General features: G+C 65.2%; 18 protein-coding genes. 6 read left to right on the top strand and 12 right to left on the bottom strand.

The features are described from left to right. Nucleotides 1-50 precede the first annotated feature (50 nt). The 10 genes from rfaD to cmk all read right to left on the bottom strand — a co-directional run bounded on the left by rfaD (nucleotide 51) and on the right by cmk (nucleotide 9,255). Nucleotides 51-1,046, bottom strand: a complete 996-nt coding sequence (gene rfaD / locus WNM05_RS09210; RefSeq protein WP_434634366.1) for an ADP-glyceromanno-heptose 6-epimerase — start codon at nucleotides 1,044-1,046, stop codon at nucleotides 51-53. Between the two features lie 52 nt (nucleotides 1,047-1,098). Next, entirely contained in the window at nucleotides 1,099-1,689 is a 591-nt protein-coding gene (locus tag WNM05_RS09205) for a DUF924 family protein (RefSeq protein WP_434634364.1), read from the bottom strand. A 45-nt stretch (nucleotides 1,690-1,734) separates the two neighbouring features. After that, nucleotides 1,735-2,697 carry a D-glycero-beta-D-manno-heptose-7-phosphate kinase gene (gene rfaE1, locus WNM05_RS09200; RefSeq protein ID WP_434634363.1) on the bottom strand — a complete coding sequence of 321 codons (963 nt, stop codon included), beginning with the start codon at nucleotides 2,695-2,697 and terminating at the stop codon, nucleotides 1,735-1,737. Nucleotides 2,698-2,708: 11 nt separating this feature from the next. Then, nucleotides 2,709-4,028, bottom strand: a complete 1,320-nt coding sequence (locus tag WNM05_RS09195; RefSeq protein WP_434634361.1) for a UDP-glucose dehydrogenase family protein — start codon at nucleotides 4,026-4,028, stop codon at nucleotides 2,709-2,711. Further along, nucleotides 4,025-4,768 carry an orotidine-5'-phosphate decarboxylase gene (gene pyrF / locus WNM05_RS09190; RefSeq protein WP_434634359.1) on the bottom strand — a complete coding sequence of 248 codons (744 nt, stop codon included), beginning with the start codon at nucleotides 4,766-4,768 and terminating at the stop codon, nucleotides 4,025-4,027. Before pyrF ends, WNM05_RS09195 begins: the two co-directional genes overlap by 4 nt. A 63-nt stretch (nucleotides 4,769-4,831) precedes the next feature. Further along, entirely contained in the window at nucleotides 4,832-5,989 is a 1,158-nt protein-coding gene (gene lapB, locus WNM05_RS09185) for a lipopolysaccharide assembly protein LapB (protein ID WP_434634356.1), read from the bottom strand. Nucleotides 5,990-6,046: 57 nt separating this feature from the next. Next, nucleotides 6,047-6,340 carry a LapA family protein gene (locus tag WNM05_RS09180; RefSeq protein WP_434634355.1) on the bottom strand — a complete coding sequence of 98 codons (294 nt, stop codon included), beginning with the start codon at nucleotides 6,338-6,340 and terminating at the stop codon, nucleotides 6,047-6,049. A gap of 137 nt (nucleotides 6,341-6,477) precedes the next feature. After that, nucleotides 6,478-6,792 carry an integration host factor subunit beta gene (locus tag WNM05_RS09175; protein WP_434634354.1) on the bottom strand — a complete coding sequence of 105 codons (315 nt, stop codon included), beginning with the start codon at nucleotides 6,790-6,792 and terminating at the stop codon, nucleotides 6,478-6,480. Between the two features lie 7 nt (nucleotides 6,793-6,799). Next, a complete protein-coding gene (rpsA, locus tag WNM05_RS09170) occupies nucleotides 6,800-8,491 on the bottom strand; it encodes a 30S ribosomal protein S1 (RefSeq protein ID WP_434634351.1) in 1,692 nt (563 codons plus the stop codon). 95 nt (nucleotides 8,492-8,586) lie between these two features. Further along, a complete protein-coding gene (cmk, locus tag WNM05_RS09165; protein ID WP_434634348.1) occupies nucleotides 8,587-9,255 on the bottom strand; it encodes a (d)CMP kinase in 669 nt (222 codons plus the stop codon). A 182-nt stretch (nucleotides 9,256-9,437) separates the two neighbouring features. On the opposite strand from cmk, the gene aroA reads away from it, so the two are divergent. From aroA to WNM05_RS09150, 3 genes are all read left to right on the top strand, one after another. After that, nucleotides 9,438-10,727, top strand: a complete 1,290-nt coding sequence (aroA, locus tag WNM05_RS09160; RefSeq protein ID WP_434634346.1) for a 3-phosphoshikimate 1-carboxyvinyltransferase — start codon at nucleotides 9,438-9,440, stop codon at nucleotides 10,725-10,727. A 64-nt stretch (nucleotides 10,728-10,791) separates the two neighbouring features. Next, nucleotides 10,792-11,232, top strand: coding sequence for a phosphoribosyl-ATP pyrophosphohydrolase (locus WNM05_RS09155; RefSeq protein ID WP_434634344.1), 441 nt, complete (start codon nucleotides 10,792-10,794; stop codon nucleotides 11,230-11,232). A 73-nt stretch (nucleotides 11,233-11,305) separates the two neighbouring features. Next, nucleotides 11,306-11,851, top strand: a complete 546-nt coding sequence (locus WNM05_RS09150; protein WP_434634342.1) for a cytochrome b — start codon at nucleotides 11,306-11,308, stop codon at nucleotides 11,849-11,851. A 1-nt stretch (nucleotide 11,852) separates the two neighbouring features. Here the strand turns inward: WNM05_RS09150 and WNM05_RS09145 are convergent, their stop codons facing one another. Continuing rightward, nucleotides 11,853-12,839 carry a LacI family DNA-binding transcriptional regulator gene (locus WNM05_RS09145; protein WP_434634340.1) on the bottom strand — a complete coding sequence of 329 codons (987 nt, stop codon included), beginning with the start codon at nucleotides 12,837-12,839 and terminating at the stop codon, nucleotides 11,853-11,855. 188 nt (nucleotides 12,840-13,027) lie between these two features. On the opposite strand from WNM05_RS09145, the gene ptsP reads away from it, so the two are divergent. Genes ptsP through WNM05_RS09130 form a run of 3 tightly spaced genes read left to right on the top strand, consistent with a single transcriptional unit; the run spans nucleotide 13,028 to nucleotide 18,177 of the window. Next, nucleotides 13,028-15,529, top strand: coding sequence for a phosphoenolpyruvate--protein phosphotransferase (gene ptsP, locus WNM05_RS09140; RefSeq protein WP_434634337.1), 2,502 nt, complete (start codon nucleotides 13,028-13,030; stop codon nucleotides 15,527-15,529). Then, nucleotides 15,526-16,482: a 1-phosphofructokinase gene (pfkB, locus tag WNM05_RS09135; RefSeq protein ID WP_434634336.1), complete on the top strand. Its 957-nt coding sequence runs from the start codon at nucleotides 15,526-15,528 to the stop codon at nucleotides 16,480-16,482. The genes ptsP and pfkB overlap by 4 nt, the downstream gene beginning before the upstream one ends. Before the next feature lie 30 nt (nucleotides 16,483-16,512). Further along, nucleotides 16,513-18,177 carry a PTS fructose transporter subunit IIC gene (locus WNM05_RS09130; RefSeq protein ID WP_434634335.1) on the top strand — a complete coding sequence of 555 codons (1,665 nt, stop codon included), beginning with the start codon at nucleotides 16,513-16,515 and terminating at the stop codon, nucleotides 18,175-18,177. A 223-nt stretch (nucleotides 18,178-18,400) separates the two neighbouring features. Here the strand turns inward: WNM05_RS09130 and WNM05_RS09125 are convergent, their stop codons facing one another. Continuing rightward, complete coding sequence (locus WNM05_RS09125; RefSeq protein WP_434634333.1) at nucleotides 18,401-19,813, bottom strand: glycosyltransferase family 9 protein; 1,413 nt, start codon at nucleotides 19,811-19,813, stop codon at nucleotides 18,401-18,403. Between the last annotated feature and the right edge of the window lie 31 nt (nucleotides 19,814-19,844).

The raw sequence follows: 19,844 nt of genomic DNA, 5'->3' as shown, positions 1-19,844 counted from the left end.
AAAACCGCGCCATCGTGCGATGGCGCGGTCTGGATCCGAAAACCCGTGACTCAGCGACCGATCAGCCAATCGACATAGCGGTTGACGCCCTCGTCGACGGACAGCATCTCGGCGCCGTAACCGGCCTCGCGCAGCTTGCCGATGTCGGCCTGGGTGAAGCTTTGGTACTTGCCCTTCAAGGCATCCGGGAACGGCACGTATTCGACGATGCCCTGCTGCACCATTTCATCCAGCGTCAGCGCCGGTTTGCCCTCATGGCGGCGGCAGGCGTTGACGGTGGCGTGCGCGACGTCGTTGAACGGTTGCGAACGGCCGCTGCCCAGATTGTAGATGCCGCTCTTGCCCGGATTGTCGAGGAAATGCAGATTGACCTTGACCACGTCCTCGACCGACACGAAATCGCGGCTCTGCATGCCGTCGCCCCAGCCGTCCCAGCCGCCGAACAGCTTGACCTTGCCGTACTCGCGATACTGGTTGAAATGGTGGAAGGCCACCGACGCCATCCGCCCCTTGTGCTGCTCGCGCGGACCGTAGACGTTGAAATAGCGGAAGCCGGCCGCCTGCGCGGTCAGGCCTTCCTTCATCCGCTGACGCAGCACCTGGTCGAACAGGAATTTGGAATAGCCGTAGACATTGAGCGGTCCCTCGTACTGGCGCTCCTCCTTGAACACCGTGCCCTTGCCGTAGGTGGCGGCGCTGGAGGCGAACAGGAACTGGATTTCCTGGTGCTGACAGTAGTCGAACAGGGCCAGCGTGTACTGATAGTTGTTGTCCATCATGTACTTGCCGTCGTGATTCATCGTGTCCGAGCACGCGCCCTGGTGCAGGATGGCGGACAACTCGCCCTCGAACTCCCCGTCCAGCAACAGGTGCAGGAAATCATGCTTGTCCAGATAGTGCGAGATTTCGCAATCGACCAGATTATGGAATTTGTCGCCGCTGCTGAGATTGTCGACGGCGATGATGTCGGTGATGCCGCGCTGGTTCAGGCCCTTGACCAGGTTGGAACCGATGAAGCCGGCGGCGCCGGTGACGACGATAGTCATGTGTTGATCCTTGCTCTGTGACGGGCTTTTGACGCCCGGCAATTTAAGTTGTTCAAAAACCCGCGCCCGGCGTGGCCAGATAGGCGAGTTCGGCTGCGGTGCTGGTCCGGCCCAGCGCCGCGTTGCGGTGCGGAAAGCGACCGAATTCGGCGATCACCTGCTGATGGCGCCTGGCGTAGTCAAGATAGCTGGAACCGGGCAAAACGGCGTCCAGCGCGGAAAACAGCCGTACCGAGCGCTGCTGGTCGTCCCTATCCTCGCTATGCTCGAACGGCAGATAGACGAATACCCGTGCCACCGGCGGCAGTCGTTGATCCAGCCCGCGCTGCAGCGCCAGCGTCGCGCCGGCTCGCGCCTTTTCGTCGCTGGCAAACGCCCTCGCCTCGCCTCGAAACAGATTGCGCGGAAACTGGTCGGCGACGATCAGCCAGGCCAGAGCCGCTTCGGCATCGCCGGCGTCGATCAGCCACTCGCCCCGCTCCAACTGCGACCAAAGCGCCAAAAAACGCTGGCGGATCGCGGCGTCGAAAGCCTCGTCGCGGCGAAACCAGATCTCGCGCGCGGTGCCGAGCCTGGCGGCATCCAGGCCCCCGAACCAGAATTCCAGTACTTGCCGCGCCGGATTTACGCTCAAAACCGCCATATCCGCTCCCGAAAACTGGACGCGTCCGGCATGCCGGACGCGGCTTTACAAAGCGAACAGCTCGCGCTGCGTGCAGACAGCGGTGCCGAGCTTGCCCACCACCACGCCGGCCGCGGCATTGGCCAGGCTCATCGCCTCCGGCAGCGCCAGGCCGGCCGCCATCGCCAGGCCCAGCGTGCCGATCACGGTATCGCCGGCGCCGGACACATCATAGACCTCGCGCGCGAAAGTCGGCTGATGCAGCGCACCATCGGCGCGGAACAAGGTCATGCCCTCCTCGCTGCGGGTCACCAGCAGCGCATCGAGATTCAACTCTGCGCGCAAGGCCTGGGCCTTGTCCGTCAAAGCCTGTTCGCCCTGCCAACTGCCCGCCACCTGGCGGAACTCGCTGCGGTTCGGCGTCAACAAGGTGGCGCCGGCGTATTTGCTGTAATCGTCGCCCTTCGGGTCGATCAGCACCGGCTTGCCGGCCGCGCGCGCCATGCCTATCATCTCCGCCACATGGGTCAGCCCGCCCTTGCCGTAGTCCGACAGTATCACCACATCATGCTCGGCGACCACCGCGGCGAACTCCTGCAGCTTGTCGGTCAGAATCTCGCGGCTGGGCGCGTCCTCGAAATCGAGCCGTATCAATTGCTGCTGGCGCGCCACCACCCGCAGCTTGACGGTGGTGGCGATATTGGGGTCGCGCTTGAACGAGGTGACGATGCCATCATCCACCAGAAGGCGCTCCAGCGCGTCGGCCGCCTCGTCGCAACCCACCACCGACAGAATGGTGGCCTTGCCGCCGAGACCGGCGATATTGCGCGCCACATTGGCGGCGCCGCCGGCGCGCTCTTCGCAGCGGCCGATCCGGGCCACCGGCACCGGCGCTTCCGGCGAGATGCGGGAAACGTCGCCGAACCAGTAACGGTCCAGCATCACGTCCCCTACCACCAACACCCGGGCTTTCGACAGGTCGCCCGCCAAGCTCGCGCTTTCCAGCCCGAGATCTTGCATCAAACTCATAACACAGTCCTCTAGCGGCCAATGGCCAAATAATCAAAACCCTGCTCGCGCAGCCAGACCGGGTCGTACATATTGCGTCCGTCTATGATCAACGGCTGTTTCAGGCTGCTGCGGATACGGTCGAAGTCCGGCGCGCGGAACATCTTCCATTCGGTGACGATCAGCAAGGCGTCGGCGCCGTCCAGCGCCGACATCATGTCGTCGGCGAAGGAAAGCCGGGCGTTGTCGCCCATCACCCTCCGCGCCTCGCGCACCGCCACCGGATCGTAGGCGACGATCTCGGCGCCGCGGCGCGACAACTCGTCCACCACCACCCGGCTAGGCGCCTCGCGCATATCGTCGGTGTTCGGCTTGAACGCCAGACCCCACAACGCGAAGCGGCGGCCGGACAGGTCCTCGCCGAAGCGCGCCGTCACTTTTTCTACCAGGCGCAGCTTCTGCGCGTCGTTGGCCTCCTCCACCGCGGCGAGCACCCGCAGCGTGTGGCCGTTCTCCTTTGCGGTCTGCACCAGCGCCTTGACGTCCTTCGGGAAGCAGGAACCGCCATAGCCTACGCCCGGATACAGGAAGTGATAGCCGATGCGCGGATCGGAACCGATGCCCAGGCGCACCTGCTCGATGTCGGCGCCCATGGTCTCGGCCAGATTGGCCAGCTCGTTCATGAAGGAGATCCGGGTGGCCAACATCGCATTGGCCGCGTACTTGCTCAGTTCGGCCGAGCGCACGTCCATCAGCAGCACGCGCTCGTGGTTGCGCTGGAACGGCTTGTACAGCCGCCGCATGATGTCGGCGGCCCGCTCGTCGTCTACGCCTATCACCACGCGGTCCGGCCGCATGAAGTCGTCTATCGCCGCGCCTTCCTTCAGGAATTCCGGATTCGACACCACGCTGAACGGAATCTCGGCGCCGCGCAAAGCCAGTTCGTCCTCGATGGCGGCGCGCACCTTGTCGGCGGTGCCGACCGGCACCGTGGACTTGTCGACCACCACGCGGTAGGCCGTCATGTGGCGCGCGATATTGCGCGCGGCGGCCAGCACGTACTGCAGATCGGCCGAGCCATCCTCGTCCGGCGGCGTGCCCACCGCGATGAACTGGACTTCGCCGAAGGCCACCGATTCGGCCACATCGGTGGTGAAATGCAGGCGGCCGGCGGCCACATTGCGCTTCACCATGTCTTCCAGGCCCGGCTCGAAAATCGGGATGCCGCCGCTCTGCAGGATCTCGATCTTGCGCGGATCCACGTCGAGGCAGCAGACTTGGTAGCCGGTTTCCGCCAGGCAGGTGCCGGTCACCAGACCGACATAGCCTGAACCAATCACGGTGACTTTCATGCCTGCCCCGCGCGGAAACGGACGATGTCCTGGTTGATGGCGCGCAGCGTGGCCAGCGGATCGGCGGCGCCGGTGATCGCGCGGCCGATCACCAGATAGTCGGAACCGGCCTCCAGCGCCGCCAGCGGCGTCATCACGCGGCGCTGGTCGTCGACGGCGCCGTCGACCAGGCGTATGCCCGGCGTCACCAGCTGGAAGTCTGCGCCGAGCTCCCGTTTCAACATCACGGCTTCCTGCGCCGAGCACACCACGCCGTCGAGGCCGCAGTCGCGGGTCAGCGTGGCCAGCCGCAACACATGCTGCTGCGGCGAGACGTCTATGCCGACATCGGCCAGGTCCGACGCCTCCATGCTGGTCAGCACCGTCACCGCGATCAGCAGCGGACGCTGGCTATAAGCGGCCAGCGCCTCGCGCGCCGCCTCCATCATCCGGCGGCCGCCGGACGCGTGGACGTTGACCATCCACACGCCGGACTCGGCGGCGGCCTTGCAGGCCTGGGCGACGGTATTGGGAATGTCGTGGAATTTCATGTCCAGGAAAACCTGGAAGCCGCGGGCCGCCAGCGATTCGACCAGATGGCGGCCGCTGGAGGTGAACAACTCCTTGCCCACTTTCAAGCGGCACTCGGCCGGATCCAGGCGGCTGGCGAAAGCCAATGCGCCGTCCGCGTCGGCGAAGTCCAGCGCCACCACCACCGGAGAAGCCGTCCGGCTTTCGCTTTGTGCGATCAGGGGATTCATCAATGCTCCATCATTCTATATTGCCGCGGCGCGCGCCGTTCAGGCGGCCTCGCGCCGAGTGATTCAGTTTTCCGAGCGGTTGGCGGTGAAGCTTTCCCACTCGCCGCAGGCCGGGCAGTGCCAGAAAAAGGCGCGCGAACGGAAGTTGCAGCACTTGCAACGGTGCACGCTCAGACGCTGCGAATGCTTGAGGATCAGCGCTCGCGCCACCTCGGCGTCCATACGCCCTTCCGGCGACAGCTCGTCCATCTGCGCCTCTATCATCCGGTACACGCCGGCCAGGCTCGGGCGCGCGTGCACCGCTTCGCGCACGCCTTCCAGCGCCCTGGCCTCGCCCTCGTAGGTCGCGATCTTCTGGTACAAGAGATCGGTCAGCTCCAGTTGCGGGAAGGTACGCTGGTAGCCGCGCAGCAGCGCGATGCCCTCCAGCGGCCTGCCCTGCCTCTCGTAAGCGTCGAACAGCCGCTCGGCGGCCATCGACAGGTATTCGTAATTCTGTTTCTCTATGCTTTGCCAGGCGGCGATGGCCGCATCGAAAGCGCCTTCGGCGAACTCGATGTCGCCGAGAATCAGGCTCGCGCGCACGCACTTTCGATTGGCCGCGATGGCTTCGGCCACATATTGCCGCGCCTTGGCGTAATCGGATTTGTACAATTCGCCCTGCGCAAGTTCACAATAAAACTGCGCGACCTCGTGCTGGAACGAGTGCGCGTCGCTGCGCAGCTCCCTGGCGGTTTCGATCGCCTTCTGCCAATCGCGGTCCTGCTGATAGATGTCCAGCAGCTGGCGGCGCGCCGCCAGCGCCATATTGCCGTTCAGCAGCTTCAGCAGGATCTCCTCGGCCCGATCGACCAGGCCGGCCTTGCGGAAGTCCTGCGCCAGCTCGTTGCGGACCAGATCCCGGTGCTCGCCCGGCAGATCGGATGAATCCAGCATCTGCTGGTGCAGCCGGATGGCGCGGTCGTTCTCGCCGCGACGACGGTAGAGCTTGCCCAGCACATGTTGCAGCTCCAGCGCCGCGCCCTGCTGGCGCGCCACTTCGGCCAGCGCCTGCGCCGCGACGTCGGTCTTGTCGTCAACCAGCGCGTCCAGGCCGCGGTAATACGAGGTCGGCACCGACTTCGCCTGTTTCAGCACCGTGCGCATATCCACCCGGGCCGCGAACCAGCCCAGGCCGAAAAAGGCCGGAAACAGCAGCAGCCACCACAAATCGAGTTCCAACAGCAATCCTTTCGGGACGGTAAAGACAGGCCGCGGACGCGGCCCAGGGGGAAGACGTCAATCGGCGATGGCGTCGCTGGGATCGTTGATCACCTTGCTGGCGGGCGGACGGTTGCGCAGTTCTTTCTTCAGCTGCGACAGTTCACGGCGGGTCTTCAGATAGAAACTGAACGTGGCCAGCAGGCCGATCACGGCGCCGACGACGAAGAACAGCAACAGGAACACGATGAACGGCGCCGACCAGGACTGGCCGAAGAACAGCTTGAATTCGACCGAATGGCTGTTCTGCACGGAAACCGCGATCAGTAACAGCAGCAGGGCCAGTTCGACGATACGCAACAAATATCGCATGAGTTCGCTCGATGAGTTTGCCGGAGTGCAATTTTAAACGATAGCCGGCGACAACCCAAGTCGCGACAGGCGGCAAAAACGAAAAAAGCGCCGCATCAAGCGGCGCTTTCGACAATCAAGCTACGCAAAAACCGCGATCAGGCCTGGGCCTGTTCGGCGAGGGACAAGTCCACTCGCTCTCGCAATTCCTTGCCGGCCTTGAAATGAGGCACGTATTTCTCAGGAACCGAGACGCTGGTGCCCGACTTCGGGTTGCGGCCGACGCGCGGCGGACGGTAGTTCAGGTCGAAGCTACCGAAGCCGCGGATTTCGATCCGGCTTCCCTGGGCCAGGTTGTTGGCCATCGCGTCCAAAATGGTCTTGACGGCCAACTCAGCATCTTTGTAGACCAACTGAGAATTGCGCTCGGCCAGTCGCTCCGACAGCCTCGCGATCAGCTCAGATTTGGTCATGACGCGATTACTCGTTGGAACCGGACAGCTTGGCCTTCAGCAGGGCACCCAGATTGGTGGTGCCGGCGGAAGCGCTGTCAACGGACAGGCTCTTCAGAGCAGCGTTGTCTTCCTGAGCGTCCTTGGCCTTGATCGACAGGCTGATGTTGCGGGACTTGCGGTCCACGGCGACGATCACGGCTTCAACGGCATCGCCATCCTTCAGGACGGAGCGAGCGTCTTCAACGCGGTCGCGGGACAGTTCGGAAGCGCGCAGGTAGCCTTCGACATCGGCGTCCAGAGCGATAACCGCGCCCTTGGCGTCAACGGACTTGACCACACCCTTGACCAGGGCGCCCTTGTCGTTCATCGCAACGAAGTTGTTGAACGGATCGCCTTCCAGTTGCTTGATGCCCAGGGAGATGCGTTCTTTTTCCACGTCGATGGACAGAACAACGGCTTCAACCTCGTCGCCCTTCTTGAACTTGCGAACGGCTTCTTCGCCGGCTTCGTTCCAGGACAGGTCGGACAGGTGAACCAGGCCGTCGATGCCGCCCGGCAGACCGACGAACACGCCGAAGTCGGTGATGGACTTGATCGCGCCCTTCAGCTTGTCGCCCTTGTGGAAGTTGTCGGCAAACTCGTTCCACGGGTTGGCCAGGCACTGCTTCATGCCCAGGGAGATACGACGACGGTCTTCGTCGATTTCCAGGATCATGACTTCCACTTCGTCGCCAACCTGAACCACCTTGGACGGGTGTACGTTCTTGTTGGTCCAGTCCATTTCGGACACGTGCACCAGGCCTTCGATGCCTTGTTCGATTTCGACGAACGCGCCGTAGTCGGTCAGGTTGGTCACCTTGCCGAACAGACGGGTGCCGGACGGGTAGCGGCGGGACAGGCCCACCCACGGATCTTCGCCCAGTTGCTTCAGGCCCAGCGATACGCGGTTCTTCTCTTGGTCGAACTTCAGTACCTTGGCTTCCACTTCGTCGCCCACGGCCAGAACTTCGGACGGGTGCTTCACGCGGCGCCATGCCAGGTCGGTGATGTGCAGCAGGCCATCGATACCGCCCAGGTCAACGAACGCACCGTAGTCGGTGATGTTCTTGACGATACCCTTGATGACTGCGCCCTCTTTCAGGGTTTCCAGCAGAGCCTTGCGCTCTTCGCCCAGGGTTTCTTCCAGCACCGAGCGGCGGGAAACCACGACGTTGTTGCGCTTGCGATCCAGCTTGATAACCTTGAACTCGATCTGCTTGTTTTCGTACGGGGTGGTGTCTTTCACCGGACGCACGTCGACCAGGGAACCCGGCAGGAAGGCGCGGATGCCGTTGACCATGACGGTCAGGCCGCCCTTGACCTTGCCGCTGATCAGGCCGGACAGGATGGTGCCGGCTTCCAGAGCTTCTTCCAGCTCGACCCAGGCAGCCATGCGCTTGGCTTTTTCGCGGGACAGCTTGGTCTCGCCGAAGCCGTTTTCCAGCGCGTCGATGGCGACGGTCACGAAGTCGCCGATGGCAACTTCAACGACGCCTTGGTCGTTCTTGAATTCTTCAGCCGGAATCAGGGACTCGGACTTGAGGCCTGCGTTCACGGTTACAAAATTGGAATCGACTGCCACGACTTCGGCAGTGATCACTTCGCCCACGCGCATATCGTGCAGGGTGAGGCTTTCCTCGAACAGTTGAGCGAAGTTTTCCATGGAGAGGGTAGTCATCAAGCGTACTCTCGGTTGCAGGCCTTGCGGCTTGCGGGGTTAGGGTTGAACACGCGGTCGCTATTGCATTGCAACAAAAACGACCGTTAAAAAAATCAATGGCCGGAAACCTGTCTTTCCTCGAACCACACAAGGACCTTGTCGACCGCCTGGTCTATGGTCAGCTCCGTGGTATCGAGCAAAAAGGCGTCCGGCTCCTGGCGCAGCGGCGCTACCGCGCGGGCGGCGTCACGCTCGTCCCGTTCGATAATGTCCTGCTTGATCTGTGCGAGGTTAGCAGATTCCCCCTTGCCGATCAACTGCTTATGCCGACGCAGCGCTCGTTCGTCGGCGCTGGCGGTCAAAAATATCTTCAGCGTGGCGTCCGGAAACACCACCGACCCCATGTCGCGGCCGTCGGTCACCAGGCCCGGCGCCTGTCGAAAATCGCGCTGGCGCTGCAATAGCGCGGCGCGCACCGCCGGCAGCGCGCCGACCCGGGATGCGCCGATGCCGATTTCCTCGGCGCGGATGTCCAGGCTCGCGTCGTTGCCGTCCAGCCACACCGCGCCGTCGGCGAATTCCACCGGCAGGCCGGCAGCGGCTTCGGCCAGCGCGGCCTCGTCGTCCCAGGCGATGCCGCGGCGGCGGGCATGGAGCGCCAGCAGCCGGTACAGCGAGCCCGAGTCGAGATAATGGAAGGCCAGGCGCGCGGCGACCAGAGCCGCCACCGTGCCCTTGCCGGAGGCGGACGGGCCGTCGATGGTAATTACCGGAGCTGTCATCAAAAGTCTGATCCTGTTGCGATGCCAAGCCGCTCCGCCGCTGCGGAACGGGCCGGCCAAACCGCGCATTGTAGCGCAAGCCGGCCGGTCGCGGTGCGGAGCAAGGCAATTGCAAGCGGCCGCCGTGGGCGGGTACAGTGTCCCTTACTGATCGAATCGCATCCTGAAAAAAGCGCAAACCCATGGAACAACTGCATCTGTCCGCCTGCGACCGCCTCGGCGGCGCCATCAAGCTCCCCGGCTCCAAGAGCATCTCCAATCGCACGCTGCTGCTGGCGGCGCTGTCCGGCGGCAGCACGCTGGTGCGCGAGCTGCTGGACTCCGACGACATCCGCCACATGCTGAGCGCGCTGAAGCTGCTGGGCGTGAAGATCGAACAGCAAGGGGACAGCCGCGATTTCCGCGTCCACGGCTGCGGCGGCGACTTCCCGGTGAAGAACGCCGAACTGTTCCTGGGCAACGCCGGCACCGCCTTCCGGCCGCTGACGGCGGCGCTGGCCTTGATGGGCGGCAGCTATCAGCTGTCCGGCGTGCCGCGGATGCATGAACGCCCGATAGGCGACCTGGTCGACGCGCTGAACGCCGCCGGCGCCAGCATCGCCTACCTGGGCCAGCCCGGCTTCCCGCCGCTGGCCATCTCGCCGGCCGACGTGCGCTGCGCCCGCCCCATCCAGGTGAAGGGCAATGTCTCCAGCCAGTTCCTGACCGCGCTCCTGATGGCGCTGCCGCTGACCGGCGGCCAGGCCGAGATCGAAGTGGTCGGCGAGCTGATCTCCAAACCCTATATCGAAATCACGCTGAACCTGATGGCGCGCTTCGGCGTCCGCGTCGAGCGCGACGGCTGGCAGCGCTTCGTCATTCCGGGCGGCCAGCACTACATCTCGCCGGGCGAAGTCTACGTCGAGGGCGACGCCTCCAGCGCGTCCTACTTCCTGGCGGCCGGCGCGCTGGCCGGCGGCCCGGTGCGGGTCGAAGGCGTCGGCGAGGCCAGCATACAGGGCGACGTGCGCTTCGCCGAGGCGCTGGAATTGATGGGCGCGACAGTGCGCCGCGGCGAAAACTGGATAGAAGCCCGCGCCGAAGGCCGGCTGAAGGCGATAGACCTCGATTGCAACCACATCCCGGACGCGGCGATGACGCTGGCGGTGGCCGCGCTGGCCGCCGACGGCACCACCACGCTGCGCAATATCGCCAGCTGGCGGGTCAAGGAAACCGACCGCCTGTCGGCGATGGCGACCGAGCTGCGCAAAGTGGGCGCGACGGTGGAGGAAGGGCCGGACTACATCCGCGTCACGCCTCCGGCCGCGCTGACGCCGAACGCCGAGATCGACACCTACGACGACCACCGGATGGCGATGTGCTTCTCGCTGGTTTCGCTCCTGGGTGCGCCCGTCGTCATCAACGACCCCAATTGCGTGGCCAAGACCTTCCCGGACTACTTCCGGGCCCTGGCCGCGCTGCAGGCGCAATAATCACAATATATTGATGATTTAATCGATAGACTACACAATATATACAATACAAAGGAGTCTATCGATGAGCGATCTGTTCCGGATGCGCCGCGATTTCATGCGGCGCTTCGACATCCCCTCCCCCACCCGCCCCGAATTCCAGCCCGATCAGCTGGCGATGTGGCAGACCATGCTGGACGAGGAACTGGCCGAACTTCAGCAGGCGCTGGCCGACTACCGCGCGCTGCCGGCACAGTCTACCGAACAGCAGCGGCAAAGCCGCGCCGAGCTGACGGCCGAGGCCGTCGACGTGCTGAACGTGGTGTGCGGCCTCCTGCTGTCGCAAGGCCTGCCGCTGGAGGCGATGTGCGAGGCGATACACGACGCCAATCTGCGCAAATGCGTAGACGGCAAGGTGGTGCGCCGCGCCGACGGCAAGGTGCTGAAACCGGAAGGCTGGCGGCCCGCCGACAAGCTGGCCGTGATACGCGACGCCGAGACCCGCGGTTCCGCGTCCTTTTCTTGAATTGGATTAAAGCCCGCCCAGGCTCGAGCAGCTAAGCTTGCAACATGTCACGATCAAAACAAAAGGAGCCGACATGTTGCGCAACACCCGATACAGCTACGGCAAAATCGCCCGCGCCCTGCACTGGCTGTGCGCGCTGGCCGTCATCGCCGCACTGGCCTTCATCGAGCTGAAAGGCAATTTTCCGAAAGGGGATCCGGTCCGCAGCGGCCTCGGCTACGCCCACGTCCAGGCCGGACTGATCGTCCTGCTGCTGGTTCTTCCCCGGCTGGCCTGGCGGCTGGGCAATCCGCCTCCCGGCATCTCTCCCGCCCCCAGTCCGCTGATGAAGCTGCTGGCCCACGCCGGCCATTGGGCGCTGTACGCGCTGATGCTGGCGCTGCCCATCCTCGGCGTCGCCTTCATCCAGGCCAAGGGCGGCGACGTAGCCCTGTTCGGCCTGGGCCTGCCCTCCTTCATGCCCGACAACCCAGAGCTGGGCAAGAGCCTGAAGGAGCTGCACGAATTGCTGGGCAATATCCTGCTATGGCTGAGCATCGTGCACGCCGCCGCCGCCGCGTGGCATCACTTCATCGTCAAGGACGACACCGTCACCCGGCTGACCGGCCCGATGCGTTGATTCACTCCTTCGCCCGGCTGGAACCGCGCGCGACCAGCCGGCCCGCCAGCACCACTTTGCGCAGCGGTCGCTCAGGCTGCTGCAACCGCTCCAGCAGCATCTCCATCGCCGCGCGGCCGATCTCGTCGACCGGCTGCTCGATCACCGTCATGCCGGGATCGGCCAGCTCGGTCCAACTGTCGTTGTCGAAGCCGGCCAAGGCCAGCCGGCCCGGCACGACGACGCCCGCCTCCCTCACCGCCTTGGCCACGCCCAACAACAGCAGGCCGTTGCTGGCGATCAGCGCCTCCGGCGCGTCCGCCTCTTGAAGCCACATGGCCGCCTCGGCCCGCGCCGCTTCCGCGCTGGGCGCGACGAAACGCGCCTCCGCCGGCAAACCGGCTTTCCGCATCGCCTCGGCGAAACCCGCATGGCGCTCCGCGCCGGTGCTGCTGGTATTGCCGAACAGGCCGCCGATGCGGCGATAACCTCGATCCAACAAATGCTCGACCAACTGGGCCGCCGCTGTCCGGTTGTCCAGCAGAACCGCGTCACAGCGGGCGGACGGCCCCGTCCGGTCTATCATCACCACAGGGAACCCCAGGCCGGCGACGTCCAGCGAATCGGCGGTGGCGCGGGTGGCGGCGAAGATCACCCCGCTCACCCGCTCCTCCTGCATCAGCCGGAGATACATCGCCTCTTTGTCCGGGTTTTCATCGGTGTTGCACAGGATCACCCGCATGCCGGACTGGTAGGCGACATCCTCCACCGCCCGACTCACCGAGGTGAAGAAGGGATTGCGGATATCGGACACGATCAGGCCTATGGTGCGCGACATCTGCGAGCGCAAGCGGCGCGCCGACAGATTGGGACGGTAGCCGCTCTGAGCGACGGCGGCCTCCACCTTGGCGCGCAGCGCGGCGCTGACCGGGCCGTTGCCCAGCACGCGCGACACGGTGGCCACCGACACGCCGGCCAGCAGCGCGACGTCCTTGATGCTGGTAGTCATGGTTTGGAAATCGTTTTCAATTGACGGAAGCGATGTTGCGCCCGTGCATGCCACGCTGGCAAGCGCAGAATCGCAACAGTTTTCTGAATTGCGCCACAAGTTTGATTTTAACCAGTTCTGTCGGATTGACAGCAAAAATGTAATCGTTTTCAATGCCAGCCATATCGAGCCCAAAAACGAGGTACGCCGTGTCCGACGCCCTGCTCACTCCGCAACTGATACGCCTGGGCTGCCAGCCCGCCGGCAAGGAGGTCGCCATCCGCGAGGCCGGCCGCATGCTGGCCGACGCCGGCTGCATCGCGCCCGACTACATAGACAGCCTGCTGCGCCGCGAAGCAGTGGCCAACACCTATCTGGGCAACGGCATCGCCATCCCCCACGGCATGGTGGAAGACCGGGCGATGGTGCTGCGCACCGGCGTCGCCATCCTGCAGATCCCCGCCGGGCTGGAATGGAACCCCGGCCAGCGCACCCACCTGCTGTGCGCGATCGCCGCCCGCTCCGACGACCACCTGGTGATGCTGCGCCAGCTGACCCGGCTGCTGCAGGACGAGGCCAGGCTGCTGCCGCTGTTCTCCACCGAGAACAGCGCCGACCTGATCGCCGCGCTTGAGCAGCCGCCGGAAACCCCGCCGCCGGACGCCGAGGCGCAGGACCTGGACGTGCGCGAGGAATGGCGGCTCGACTACCCCAACGGCCTGCACGCCCGCCCCGCCGCGTTGTGGGTGGAGGCCGCGCGGCGCAGTCCGGCCCAGCTTCAGGTGCGCCACGGCGGCCGCGTCGCCGACGCCAAGAACCTGATCTCCTTGCTGCAGCTCGGCCTGCGCCAGGGCGATCTCGTCTCCGTGTCCGGCCGCGGCCCGCAGGCCGGGGACGGCGTGCGCCAATTGCTCAAGGCCATGCGCGAAGCCAGCATCGCCGAGCAAACCGCCGCCGCCATCGCCGCCCAGCGCGCCGCCGGTACGCGCAAAACCGCCGGCTGGCAGCCCGCTGGCCCCATGATCTCCCTGCCCGGCATCGCCGCCAGCCCCGGCCTCGCCATCGGCACCGTGCGCATCCTGGCCGGCGAGCGGCTGCAAGTGCCCGACCGTCCGGTCAGTCTGGCCGACGGCGGCGACCGGCTGCACGAGGCGCTGGCCGCCACGCGCAGGCAGCTGGCCGATCTGGCCGAGGCCACCCAGGCGACGCTGGGCGCCGGCGAAGCCGGCATCTTCCGCGCCCAGGCCGAGCTGTTGAACGACACCGACCTGATCACGCTCAGCTGCCAACTGATGGTGGCCGGCCATGGCGTCGAGTGGTCGTGGCACCAGGCGGTGGAGCGGCTGGCGGAAAAAATTTCCGTGCTGGGCAACCCGTTGCTGGCGGCGCGCGCCGCCGACCTGCGCGATGTCGGCCGCCGCGTGCTGTTCCAGCTGGACCCGGCGCTGCAAGGCCATGCGCCGGCCGAATTCGGCCCCGACACCCTGTTGCTGGCGGCCGATCTCGCGCCGTCCGACACCGCCAGCCTGGACCTCGCCCGCGTCAAGGGCCTGGCCACCGCCCACGGCGGCCCCACCGCCCACACCGCCATCCTGGCCCGGACCCTGGGCCTGCCTGCGCTGGTCGCGGCCGGAACGGCGCTGCTGGACGTGGCCGACGGCAGCCCCGCCATCCTGGACGGCGACGCCGGCCGGCTGTATCTGAACCCGAGCGAGGCGGATCTGGAGTCCGCCCGCGCCTGGCAGCGGCGCCAGCGGGAAGACCGGCACAAGCAGCAGGCGGAGCGCCGGCAGCCGGGCCAGACCGCCGACGGCAAGCGCATCGAGATCGCCGCCAACATCAATCGCCCGGACCAGGCCGCCGCCGCGCTGGAGGCCGGCGCGGAAGGCGTGGGCCTGATGCGCACCGAATTCCTGTTCCTGGAGCGCGAGGCCGCGCCGGACGAGGAAGAGCAGCTGCGCACCTATCTGGCGATGCAGCAGGCGCTGCAAGGCCGGCCGCTGATCGTCCGCGCGCTGGATATCGGCGGCGACAAGCAGGTGCCCTACCTGAACCTGCCGCATGAGGACAACCCCTTCCTCGGCATGCGCGGCGCCCGGCTGCTGCTGTCCCGCCGCGAGCTGCTGGAACCGCAGCTGCGGGCGCTGTACCGCGCCGCCAAGGCCGGCAAACCGCTGTCCATCATGTTCCCGATGATCAGCTCGCTGAAGGAGATCACCCGCCTCAAGGGCCTGTGCGAAGGCGTGCGCAAGGAACTGGACGCGCCGCCGGTGCCGATCGGCATCATGGTGGAAGTGCCGGCCGCCGCGCTGCTGGCAGACCAGTTCGCGCCCTACGTCGACTTCTTCTCTATCGGCACCAACGACCTGACCCAGTACGCGCTGGCGATGGACCGCCAGCACCCCGAACTGGCCGCCGAGGCCGACAGCCTGCACCCGGCCGTGCTGCGGCTGATCCGCCAGACCGTGCAAGGCGCGGCGGCTCACCGCCGCTGGGTGGGCGTCTGCGGCGGCATCGCCGGCGATCCGCAGGGCGCCGCCGTGCTGGCTGGCCTGGGCGTGGACGAATTGTCGATGAGCCCGCACGACATCGCCGCGGTGAAGGCGATGCTGCGCCGCCACAGCCACGCCAGGCTGCGGGAGCTGGCGGAACAGGCGCTGGCCTGCGACAGCGCCGAGGAAGTGCGGCAGTTGCTGGAGGCGCTGGCATGAGCGGCGCGATACACACCGTCACCCCCAATCCGGCGCTCGACCAGACCGTCACGCTGGACGCGTTGCGGACGGGTTCGGTCAATCTGGCGCGCGCCGCCCACGTCAACGCCGGCGGCAAGGGCGTCAACGTCGCCTCCTGTCTGGCCGACTGGGGCCTGCCGGTCCACGCCCACGGCCTGCTGGGCCGCGACAACAGCGGTCCGTTCGAGCAACTGTTCGCAGACAAGCGCATCGACGACCGCATGCTGCGGGTGGCCGGCGCCTGCCGGGTGAACATCAAGCTGGCCGATCTCGAAACCGGCGACACCACCGACGTCAACCTGCCCGGCCCGGAGACCGGCGAGGCTGAACTGGAAGCGCTGGCCTGCGGCCTCGCCCACGTCGGAGCCGGCGATCTGGCGGTGCTGGCCGGCAGCCTGCCGCCCGGCCTGCCGCGCGACGCGCTGGCGCGGTTGTGCGCCCAGCTGAAACGGCAAGGCGCCTGGACGCTGGTCGACAGCAGCGGCTCGCCGCTGGCCGCCGTTCTGGCCAAGTCGCCGGAAGAGCTGCCCGACTGCGTGAAGCCCAACCGCGAAGAGCTGGCGCAATGGGCCGGCCGCCCGCTGCCCGGCCTGGACGACGTGGTCCGCTGCGCGCGCGGCCTGCAGCGGATGGGCGTCGGCCGGGTGGTGGTGTCGCTGGGCGAACAAGGCGCGCTGCTGGTGGACGCCGACGCGGCGCTGCTGGCCGGCCTGCCGCCGCAGCGACCGCTGAGCACCGTCGGCGCCGGCGACGCGCTGGTGGCCGGCCTGACCGCCGCCCGGCTCCAGGGCCTGAACGCGGGGGATAGCCTGAGGCTGGCGGTGGCTTTCGCCGCCGCCAAGCTGCAGCGCGTCGGTCCACACCTGCCGCCGGCACAACAAATACGAGAGCTGGCCGCCGCCGTCAGCCTGCAAACCCTGGACGCGGCCTGAGCCGCGTCCGCTGAGAAACAGGGGAAACACATGAGCATCGTCGCCATCATCCGCGCGGGAGAGCGCAGCACCCAGGCCAGGCTGGCCGCCGAAGCGCTGCGCCAGGCCGCCCAGCGGCAGGGCAAGCGGATAGACATCGAGATCGACGGCCAGCCTCCGTTGGATGCCGGCGTCCTGCAGGCCGCCAGCCAGATCCTGCTGGTGGACTGTCCAGACGACGGCCGCGCCGGGCAGCGGCCCGCGCGCCATGCCACGCTGGATGCGGTATTGGCCGATCCGGCCGCGCAACTGGAAGGCGCGGCGGCGGCCGAGCACGCGCTCAGCATCGTCGCCATTACCGGCTGCCCTACCGGCATCGCCCACACCTTCATGGCGGCCGAGGGCCTGGTTCAGGGCGCGAAGTCGCTGGGCCACGCGATGCGGGTGGAAACCCAGGGCTCGGTCGGCGCGCAGAATGCGCTGACCGATGCCGAGATCGCCGCCGCCGACCTGGTCGTGATCGCCGCCGACACCCAGGTTCAGCTGGACCGCTTCGCCGGCAAGCGGCTGTTCAAGAGCGGCACCAAGGCCGCCATCGGCGACGGCCAGGGCCTGATCCGCCGCGCCATCGAAGAAGCGCGGCCATGGGAAGGCGCAAGCTCGGCCGCAGCCCAAACCGCGAACCAGGAAAAAGCCAAGGACGGCCCCTACCGCCACCTGATGACCGGCGTGTCCTTCATGCTGCCCTTCGTCACCGCCGGCGGCATCCTGATCGCGCTGGCCTTCGCGCTGGGCGGCATCTATGCCTTCGACGACGCCCACAAGGGCACGCTGGCCTGGTCGCTGTTCCAGATCGGCGCCAAATCGGCCTTCGCGCTGATGGTGCCGATACTGGCCGGCTACATCGCCTACTCCGTCGCCGACCGGCCCGGCATCGCCCCCGGCATGGTCGGCGGCATGCTGGCCGCCAGCCTGGGATCGGGCTTTCTCGGCGGCATCGTCGCCGGCTTCATCGCCGGCTACGGCACGCGGGAGCTGAACCGCCGGATCAAGCTGGGCCAGCATCTGGACGGCCTGAAACCGGTGCTGATCCTGCCGGTGCTGGGCTCGCTGCTGACCGGCCTCTTGATGATCTACGTGGTGGGGCAGCCGGTGGCCGCCGTGCTGGCGGCGCTGACCGAGGCGCTGAAAAGCATGCAAGGCGGCAGCGCGCTGGCCTTGGGCGCGCTGTTGGGCGCGATGATGGCCTTCGACATGGGCGGCCCGGTCAACAAGGCGGCCTACGCCTTCGCCACCGGCCTGATCGCCAGCCAGGTCTACACGCCGATGGCGGCGGTGATGGCGGCAGGCATGACGCCGCCGCTGGGCATCGCGCTGGCTACACGTCTGTTCCGCGACCGCTTCACCGCCGACGAGCATGAGGCCGGCAAGGCCGCCGGCGTGCTGGGCCTGGCCTTCATCAGCGAGGGCGCCATCCCGTTCGCCGCACGCGACCCGTTCCGGGTGATCCCGGCGCTGATGGCCGGCTCGGCGCTGGCCGGCGCCATCTCGATGACCATGGGCGTGGAACTGAAAGTGCCGCACGGCGGCGTGTTCGTGCTACCCATTCCGAACGCGGTGGAACACCTGGGCGGCTACCTCGCGGCGCTGGCGGCCGGCACCGCGCTCACCGCCGTGATGCTGCGCTTGCTGAAGCAGACGGCAACAAATCGGTAGGCCCTGCCATCGAACCGACTCCAAAAACCAAGGCCCCGACGACCATGCCGCCGGGGCCCTTGGAGCTTGTTCAGAGTCTTTTTGTGAGCGGCACAGCCCGGATGCCAGGCGGAGGGCCTAGGCCTTGGTGATTCCAAGGCCTAGTCTGACGGCGCGGCCGATGCCACAAGAAAGGCGTTGAACAGGCTCTTAGCGTGCGGCCGTCATCGAACCGGCCCTCAACTTAACCTGCCATCGGCAAGTCTGGCAGGCCGCCGGCTCCCGCAGCCCGCCATCTTGGCTGCCTCTCCAGCAAGGCCGCGACCTTGTCGACCAGGGTCTGCGGCATGATGCCGCTCATGCAGATCGGCACTTCAAATCCGCGCGGACAGGCATCGCTCCACGAGTCGACGCTCCACCAACAGTTGCGGCACTCCTGAGAACCCACATTCACATTTTCCGGGTAACTGAAATACTCGATATTGGTGGGACCGAACAACACCACCGCCGGGATGCCGATCGCCGCCGCCAGATGCACCAATCCGGACTCGGAATCGATATGCAGCAGCGCCTTCTTCATCACGGCGACCGACTCTGGCAACTTGGTTTTCCCCCTCAAGCAGACATCGACTCCCTCGATGGCTTCCCCGGTTCCGCCTCCTAGTTGCACGATCTTCAAGCTCGGAAAACGCAACTTGAGCAGATGGACCAGCTGGTTCCATGAGTCGATCGGATAGGCCTTGGTCGGACGAGATGATGCCAAGGTCATTGAATTATCCCAACCATCGTGGATAGTGATATACAAATCGCCTGGCCGAATCTCATTGCTTGGCCAGTTTTTCGGAATCCTGATCGGCAGCTGCGCACCGGAATAGGCAATGCCAGCCAACTGGTGCAAGCCCTTCTCCCTAGTCAAGCCCCTCTCAATCGCATAGTCGGAAAATGCACCATCCAGCGAGGGCTGATGGTGTATGAACGCACCGAGATTGGCCTGACTGCTTTCAATCCGTCGCAATACATCAGCCAGCTTGGGCGAAACAGACTCGATTCTGGCCAGGCTTTTACCATAATCATCTAGCTGAAAATAATGCGTCAATATACAAGCCACATCATAAGCGCCTTTCAAACGATTGAAATGCGCATCGTCCAATACTTTTCTGACACCATGCAGATTGGCAAAAATAAATTTTAATACCTGCGGACCATTGAAATAGACATCGATCTGCACTGATGCTCCACATGCCATGACCAGGTCTCTTAACAGACGAGCATGAATCACGGCATCGCCAACTCCACCAGCCAGACGAAAAGCCAAGACAACTTTACCGTGTTGCCGCAAATACTCAACTTGCTTCCTGACATCCAGGCGAAGCTCGCGAGACCGAAGCGAAAGCAAACGCTTTCTGATGCGCTTGATCACTTCCGACACAAAATAATTTGACACTGAAGCTACGCCGATATTCGACCGCATCAGATTCTTGAACTTGCGCCCACCTCGAATCAAAAAGCTCGATTTGCGCCTAGTCTTCAACCCTTCAACTCGATGCAATTTCAACCTTTTCAACTCATGATTCGAGTGTCTTTTTTCCATATTCAGCACAAAAAAGCTTTCACTTTCATACTGCAAAATCAAGCAACTGGCCAAAAATATGACCATCCAGCACAAATCATGTCAATCTAAAACAAAG

It is taken from the genome of Chromobacterium sp. CV08, from assembly GCF_051129845.1.
In the GTDB taxonomy this organism is placed as follows: domain Bacteria; phylum Pseudomonadota; class Gammaproteobacteria; order Burkholderiales; family Chromobacteriaceae; genus Chromobacterium.
Note: the sequence above shows the minus strand (reverse complement) of the source record. Positions and strands in the feature narration are given on the sequence as shown.